A 7,747-nucleotide genomic window follows, 5' to 3' on the forward strand; every position below is an offset into this window, starting at 1 on the left:
GCGCGGTCTTGCGCGTGCCTGATCGCGACGTCTTGCGTGCGCTGGATCGCGTGGTCTTGCGGGCGCTGGACCTTGCCGCCGCCTTTCGCTTGCGCGTCGCAGCGGCCTTCTTCGCCGAGCGGGATCGCGCTGCCGCGGGCCGACGTGCCGCGGCCTTGCCGCCGCGCGGGCCGCCGATCCGGCCGCCCTTTTTTGCCGAGACGTTGGTGTCCTTTACGCCGCGGCCCGAGCCGCTCTTGTTGCCGCCGCCGGTTTCCTTGTTGACGGTGGCCCAGGCGCGCCGCTCGGCTTCCTTCTTGCCGACGCCCCGCCTCTCGTAACCTTCCTCGATATGCTCGGCTTTGCGTTTCTGCTTGTTGGTGTAACTCGATTTATCGCCGCGGGGCATGCTCCTCTCCCTCGCTGTTGCATTGAAGCGCAACGCATACGCGGCGAGGGGGTTCCGAAAGTGACGGAAGTGATCGGTCGCTTCGGATCCCTAAGCGGCGTCGCGCAGGCCTGCCAGGAACGTGTCGACGCTCTTGTACAGTGCGCTCGCTTGCTGGCTGAGCTGCTCGGTCGCGCTCGCCACATTATCGGCCAGTGCACGCGACTGGTCGGCAGACTGGCTGGCGCCGGTCACGTTGACCGAGACTTCGCCGGTGCCGGTGGCCGCCTGCTGGACGCTGCGGGCGATTTCCCGCGTCGCCGAGTCCTGCTCTTCGACGGCTGCGGCGATGGTGGTGGCGATGGCGCTGATTTCGCGGATGGTGTCGCTGATGCCGCCGATCGCCTTTACGCAGTCGCCGGTGGCGGATTGAATGGCCGCGACCTGTCCGGCGATCTCGTCGGTTGCCTTCGCGGTCTGGCTGGCGAGCTGCTTGACCTCGGATGCGACGACGGCAAAGCCACGGCCGGCCTCGCCGGCGCGCGCGGCCTCGATGGTCGCGTTCAGCGCCAGCAGGTTGGTCTGGCTGGCGATCGCCCCGATCAGGCGGAGCACGTCGCCGATCTTTTCGGCCGCGGAGGCCAGGCTGCTCACCATCTCGGTGGTCTGTCCGGCCTTGACCACGGCGTTGTCGGCGACCTGGCTGGAATGGGTGACCTGGCGGCCGATCTCGGCCACCGAGGACGCCAGTTCCTCGGTCGCGGCGGCAACCGCGTTGACGCTCGCGGAAGCCTCGTCGGAGGCGGCCGCCGCAGCGGCGGCCCGGTGTGAGGTGCCGTTGACGCTGGTCGCGATCTCGCCGGCCACGCGCTGCATGTCGGCGGTTGCCCGTGCGACCGCGGCGACCACGCTCTTGACGTCGGTCTCGAACCGATCGGCCATCTGGCGTTGCAGGGCCTTCTTTTCGAGTTCGGATTGCTGCTTGGTGGCTTCCTGCGCCTCGCGCATCCCGCGCGACTCGATCATGCTGCGGCGGAACACGTCGACCGCGCTCGCCATGGTGCCGAGTTCGTCGCGGCGCTCGCGGCCGGGAATCGTGACGTCGATCTCGCCGCCGGAAAGGCGGTTCATGACCGCCGTGATCGCGGCCAATGGGCGCGACAGGCCGCGACCGAGCAGGAATGCCAGCACGATCGCGCCAAGCAGGATGGCGACCGTGCCGAGGATCAGATTGCGCTGCGAGCTCGCCGCCGCCGCTTCATACTCGGTCGTATCTTTGATGACCTCGAGAATGCCGACCGGCTGGCCGGCGTAATTCTTGATCTGCCCGAGATAGAGCGCGGCGGGCCGGCCGTTGATCGTGGCGTCCCGGCGCAGCGGCTGGCCGTCGAACACGCCCTTGAGTTCGTCTGATGTCGCGACCACTTCGTCGCCGAAGGTTGCGGATAGTTTCTTGAAGGCCTTGCCGTCGTACGAATAGACCGCAAGGTCGATGCCAAAACGCTTCTTGGCGCGATCGACGAATTCCTTGCCGAAGGCGGCGCCGACGTCGACATTGGCCAGCGTCTTGCCGTCACGCACGATCGGCGTCATGCCGAAGATCGAGAGCGCCTCGCGGCCGGGCTCGACGCCGACGATGGACTTGCCGGTCTTGATCGCTTCCACCACGGTGGAACGCCGCGCGGAAGCATCGTCATCGAACACTTTTGGCGCATGGACACGGTAAATGGAAGTCGCAGGCGCCCGCCAGAACGAGATCAGCGGAATGCCCTGCGCCTTCATCGGCTCCAGGGCTTCGCCGAGCAGCTTGCCCAACGCATCGCGGTCGGTCTTTGCGAGGGCATCAGCGACCGGCGGCAGAGATGCGATCAGGGACGAGACGGCGAGCGCGGCGCGCCCCTCATAATCGATCGCCGCAATCACGCTGTCATATTGCAGCTTGAGCTGCTGATCGAGCGCGAGCTGGGTCAGCGAGCGTTGCTGGGCGATCGAGAAGGTTCCGAGGATACCGCAGGCGACGGCCACCGTCAGCGAAATGGCGAGGATCAGCCGAACGGCGATCGAACGAATCTTGAACATGAGAAATACGCAATGCTCCGGGGCGACGCTTCCCAAGACATTTCATGAATTGTTTAACAACAGGGGGCGTCGGCCGGTCCGTAGAACTACGGATTAAGTATCCGTTACCGCATCGTCGGCGGCGTATCGAGGCTGCCTGACAGGATCGCCTTGCCGGCATCCTCGTAATGGGCGTCGCGACCCTGGATCTGCTGCGCGATGGCGTGCATGTCGCGAAAGCGGCGCTCGAACCCGTTGGCGTTGAACACGGCGGTGGCGCCGGCCATGCGATAGGCGGTATCGACCACGGCGGCCGATTGGTGGATGGTCCAGGTGGTGGCGATGCGAAGCGCGATGCGGTGCGCTTCCGTGATGGGCTCGCCGCCCGACAGATCGCGCCAGACGTCAGCGGCGGTCGAATAGAGATAGGCACGGGCGCCGCGCCATTGCGCCTCGGTGCGGCCGATCAATCCCTGCACGGCGTTATTGTCGCGCATCGCCTTCAGCGCCTGCGGGGTCTTGGCGCGGGCAAGGCCAATCGCCGCATCGAGCGTGGCGCGGGCGACGCCGAGCGAGGTCGCGGCAAAGCCCATGCCAAACACCATGTTGGTGGAGAGCTTGTACAGCGGCCCGTTCTCGCGCCGGGCTGCCGGCTCGTCGCGAAGCGCTGCGAATTTCTCGGGGACGAACAGATTGTCGACCGAATAGGAATCGGTGCCGGTGCCGCGCAACCCGATCACGTCCCAGACGTCGTGCATCGTGGCGCTGGTCACCGGAAACAGGATGGTGCGGATTTCGGGCGAGCCGTCCTTCTTGCGCCGCGGCGTGCCGTCGGCTTCGACGACGCGGACATGAGCGCCGAGCCAGCTCGCCTGCCGCGAGCCGGACGCAAAGTCCCAGCGCGCGCTCGCCTTGTAGCCGCCCGGAACCGCCTGCACTTCATGGTTGATCGCGCCCCAGGCGAGAATGCCCGGCGCGGTGTTGAAGATTTCGTTGGCGGCGTCGGGATCGAGATAGGCCGCCGTCATGGCGCAGACGCTGCACTGGCCGAGGCACCACGCGGTCGAGGCGTCGGCCTTGGCGATTTCCTCCTGCATCTGCATGAACGCTTCAAGCGAAGCCTCGATGCCGCCAAAACGCTTCGGCAGCAGCGCGCGGTAAAGCCCGTTCTCGATCAGCGCCGCCGTTACTGCCGGCGTCAGCCGCCGCGTCCGCTCGATCTCGTCGGCCTCACGCAGGATCAATGGCACCAGGGCCCGCGCGCGTTCCACCAGGTCGATGCCGCCCTGTTTGTTCATGCGTTCCTCGCATTCTCTTGTTCTTTTCGTATCCGCAATCGTGACCCATCGGCCACCGTCGATCAAGCCAGCGCCGCGGCATGGCATGGCTCGTGCGGATAGTGATAGCTACAACCGCAGGTGCGTCACGTCGAGGGATGAGTTACAGTCGAGGTGCGGCAGGGGAGCTGTAAATGGCAGATATCGGCCTTTTCGAGCCTGAAGATCTCAACAATATCCCGACGTTCCGGGCCGCCTATTCGGATCGCACGGCGTTGCTGATGGCCAAGCTGGCCTATCGCGCCTACAACGATTTCGACGTCGACGATGCGACGTTCAAGACGTTCAGCACGGAATTGTGCAGGCAGGGATTTGTCGACTGCCGCGCCCTGATCGACCGCGATGTCGGCACGGCGGGTTATGTCGTCGAAGGCAACGACATCATCGTCGTCGTATTCCGGGGAACCGAGAACGAACTCGACTGGAAAACCAATGTGAACGCTCGGTTCGTTGCACTGCAAGGCGGTACGCGTGTTCACACGGGCTTCTTTCAGGCCTACTGGCCGATCCGGGACGCCATGTTCGAGGTCGTCAAGCGCGTCATCAAGGCGAAGCAGCGTCCGATCTACATTACCGGCCATTCGCTCGGCGGTGCATTGGCGCTGATGGCCACGGCGGAACTGGCCAATGACGAGGATGCGACTGTGCGCGATTGTGTAGCGGCCTGCTACACTTTTGGCTGTCCACGCGCAGGCGACGCCTCCTTCGATGTGTACGTCAAGGCTCCCTTGTATCGAATCACCAACGGTGTCGACCTTGTACCGGCAGTCCCTCCAGCCATCCTTGGCTATCGTCACGTCGGCGATACCAGGTATTTCGGAAAAATTGGCGTTGCCCCGGTGCGGCGATCGCCGAACTGGCCACAGAAGATCTGGCGTACGATTTGGGGCCTGGTTGCGCTGGTCAGGACCGGAAAATTTCAGAACATCGCCGATCACAGCATGACGGTATATGTCGGAAAGCTGGACGCCTGGGCAAAGGCCAACCTCAAGCAGACGCAGGAAAGGCGTGAAGTAACGGCCGACCCGGCGATCGCATCAAAGGCATAGCCAAGCTGTTGTCGGCCTCGCGTGGGCTCAGGCGGTCGCGCGCCCCAGATCGAGCGACGATTGCGGCGGCCGCTTCGCCGACGGGAAACTCAACGCCACCGCGACGGCCGCCATGCCGATGGCGAACGAGCCGACATAGAGCCAGTTGTAGGCGTGGAAGGTGTCGAACACCCAGCCGCCGGCGAGCGGCCCCAGCGCCATGCCGAGGCTGGCAAAGGCGGAGACGGCGCCGAACATGCTGCCCATGATGCGCACGCCGAAATATTCACGCACCAGCACGGCATAGAGCGGCATCACGCCGCCATAGGCGAGCCCGAAGACCACTGACAGCGCATAGAACTCGCCGAGCTGGCCGACCGCGAGGTAGGTGGCGATCGACAGCGCCTGCACGAACAGGCCGCCGACCAGAACGTGCTTGGCGCCGAAACGATCGGCCAGCACGCCGAGCAGCAGCCGCCCGCCGAGACCGGAAAACCCGGCGAGGCTGTAGACCGTGACCGCCGTTAGCGGCGCGATGCCGCAGACCATGGCGTAGCTGACCAAATGAAAGATCGGCCCGGAATGCGCCGCGCAGCAAGCGAAGTGCGCGCCTGCCAGGATGATGAACTGCGGTGTTCGCAAGGCCTGAGCGACAGTCCACTGCCCGTCGGGCGCGTCGGTTCCGTTTGCAGCCTCGGGCGTTGAAGGCTCCGGCGGCTGCCGCACCAGCAAGGAAGCCGGAATCAACAGCGCCAACGCGACGATGCCGATCACCAGCATCGCCGTGCGCCAGTCATAGGACGCGATCAGCCAGCTTGCGAACGGAGCGACCGTGAGCGGCGATACACCCATGCCGGCCGACACCAGCGCCACCGCGAGGCTGCGGTGCTGCTCGATCCAGGCGCTCGCAGCCGCGACCATCGGCGCGTAAAAACTGCCGGCCGCAATGCCGATCAATACGCCGAACGCCAACTGGAATTGCCACAGGCTGGTGGCCTGGCTCGCGCCGATCAGGCCGGCGCCGAGCAGCAGCGTGCCCGACAGCACCACGATGCGGGTGCCGAAGCGGTCGGACAGCGTGCCCCAGAAGAACGCCGCCAGTCCCATCGCCAGAAAGTCGATCGTCGCGGCTGCCGAGATGCCGCTGCGCGACCAGCCCATCGCCGCCGAAATCGGCTGCAGGAACACGGCCAGCGACAGCATCGCGCCGAACGCCACGCAGGTCATCAGGGCGCCCGCAGCCACCACGACCCAGCCGTAGGAAAATCCGGAGGACTTGTCCATGCGTTTCCTTGCGCTCTTCTTGTAGTTGTGGATCTGAGCAGGCGGATGGTGGCTTGTCTACCCTCGCGGAGCAAGGCGGGGGTAGGAATACCTCTCATTCACCGGCGCGTGGACCGCAACTTTCTGCTAAACTGGCCGTATTTCGCGTCGTAATCCTCCGGGGTACACGCCGTGGCGCAACAGGGCTTTCTGCTCATCGCCGATATTACCGGCTACACCATGTTCCTCACGCGCTCCGAGCTCGATCATGCGCAAGGAATTCTCGATGCGCTGTTCAAGAGCATCTTTGCCGAGATCAAGCCGCCGATCATCCTGTCTAACCTGCAGGGCGACGCGGCGCTAACCTATCTGCCCGACGCCAATCTGCCGCAGCGCCAGTTTCCGCTCGACGCGATCGAGCGCATCTATTGCAGTTTTGCCAATACGCTCGGCGCCATGCGCCTGAATACGACGTGCACCTGCAACGCGTGCCGCAACATGAACCAGCTCGACCTGAAATTCTTCCTGCACCACGGCACTTATGCCACGCAGGAGATGGCGGGACGCACCGAATTGCAGGGGGCGGAGGTGATCCGCCTGCACCGGCTGATGAAGAATTCAGTGACGGCGGCAACCGGCATCAAGGCCTACACGCTGGTGACGGAGCAGGCGGCAGACGCAATCGGCCTGCCGGATTTCTTCGCAGGCGCGATCCGCCACGTCGAGAACCTTGGCGAGTTCGGCGAGACGGTTTGTTACGTTTACGATCTGGCCCCAATCTTTGCGCTATGGCGCGCGACGCGCCGCGTCGTGGTGCAGCACGACGAGCCCCTGGCTTTCGAATCGATGGAATGCGACCTGCCGGTGCCGCCGGCGATTGCCTGGGCCTATGTCACCGACATCGAGAAGAAGATTCGCTGGCAGCACGGCATCGACCGCATGACGATGACCGGACTTGCCCGGGGGCGGATCGGGCTGGGAGCGACGCAGCATTGCGCCCATGGCAAGGATTCGACGGTGCACGATATCGTCGACTGGCGGCCGTTCGACTACGTCACCTGGCATATCCACCTCCCGATGGGCGCCATCGTGCGGCAGATGGCCGAACTCACGCCGCTCGAAAACGGTGGCACGCATCTGTCGCTGCGCTGCGCGAAGCCCGAAGGCCCCAACCCGGTGGCGACCGCGGTGGTGCGGACGATCACCCGTCTCGCCATGGCCAAGAAGCTGGTCAGCGATCAACGCGCCTCGAAGGTCGCGCTGGAGCGGCTGGTAGATGAGGAGACCGCGGCGTTCACTTGAGCCGCCCGCCCGTCCAATCCGGCTCAGCTATCCACCTTCAGCGCGGCAATGAAGGCTTCCTGCGGGATGTCGACCTTGCCGAACTGCCGCATCCTATTGCCTTCTTCTCCAGAAGTCCCTGCCGAGCACATGCGCTTCGCAATTTTAGCGAATTTTCGCATCGTGCAAGCTCGCTTCCCACCCGAGCGCAGAAGATTAGCGAGCAATTGATTAACAGTCTTGAAGTGGAGGTGGGCAAATTTCCGAGTTGGGTCAACAGGCGACCTCGCCAATCTATCAGGCGCTAGTCCGCTCCACCTCGCAAACCGAACACATGCGCGCTCGTCACGCGGGTCAGCAACGGGCCGATTTTGTTGCAAAAGTCGGTTGAGTAAGACCTCGAACGGTGATTC

Annotated in this window: 6 protein-coding genes and 1 pseudogene; 2 read left to right on the forward strand and 5 right to left on the reverse strand. The window is 64.4% G+C overall.

Going from position 1 to position 7,747, the window contains the following annotated elements; translation table 11 throughout:
• From CQ14_RS38505 to CQ14_RS38515, 3 genes are all read right to left on the reverse strand, one after another.
• Positions 1-388 (reverse strand): hypothetical protein (locus CQ14_RS38505; protein WP_057862969.1); only part of this gene is annotated, 388 nt, incomplete at its 3' end.
• Positions 389-478: 90 nt separating this feature from the next.
• A complete protein-coding gene (locus CQ14_RS38510; protein WP_057862955.1) occupies positions 479-2,446 on the reverse strand; it encodes a methyl-accepting chemotaxis protein in 1,968 nt (655 codons plus the stop codon).
• 104 nt (positions 2,447-2,550) lie between these two features.
• Complete coding sequence (locus CQ14_RS38515; RefSeq protein WP_057862956.1) at positions 2,551-3,723, reverse strand: acyl-CoA dehydrogenase family protein; 1,173 nt, start codon at positions 3,721-3,723, stop codon at positions 2,551-2,553.
• A 173-nt stretch (positions 3,724-3,896) separates the two neighbouring features.
• On the opposite strand from CQ14_RS38515, the gene CQ14_RS38520 reads away from it, so the two are divergent.
• A complete protein-coding gene (locus CQ14_RS38520) occupies positions 3,897-4,811 on the forward strand; it encodes a lipase family protein (protein ID WP_057862957.1) in 915 nt (304 codons plus the stop codon).
• Positions 4,812-4,838: 27 nt separating this feature from the next.
• Here the strand turns inward: CQ14_RS38520 and CQ14_RS38525 are convergent, their stop codons facing one another.
• A complete protein-coding gene (locus CQ14_RS38525; RefSeq protein ID WP_057862958.1) occupies positions 4,839-6,074 on the reverse strand; it encodes an MFS transporter in 1,236 nt (411 codons plus the stop codon).
• A 171-nt stretch (positions 6,075-6,245) separates the two neighbouring features.
• Here CQ14_RS38525 and CQ14_RS38530 point away from each other — a divergent pair, with 171 nt between their 5' ends.
• Positions 6,246-7,355, forward strand: coding sequence for a DUF2652 domain-containing protein (locus CQ14_RS38530; RefSeq protein WP_057862959.1), 1,110 nt, complete (start codon positions 6,246-6,248; stop codon positions 7,353-7,355).
• Positions 7,356-7,378: 23 nt separating this feature from the next.
• Here CQ14_RS38530 and CQ14_RS45415 read toward each other — a convergent pair.
• A pseudogene (locus CQ14_RS45415) lies at positions 7,379-7,747 on the reverse strand (hypothetical protein); the annotation flags it as partial.

The sequence above is a fragment of the Bradyrhizobium lablabi genome (assembly GCF_001440475.1).
In the GTDB taxonomy this organism is placed as follows: Bacteria; Pseudomonadota; Alphaproteobacteria; order Rhizobiales; family Xanthobacteraceae; genus Bradyrhizobium; species Bradyrhizobium lablabi.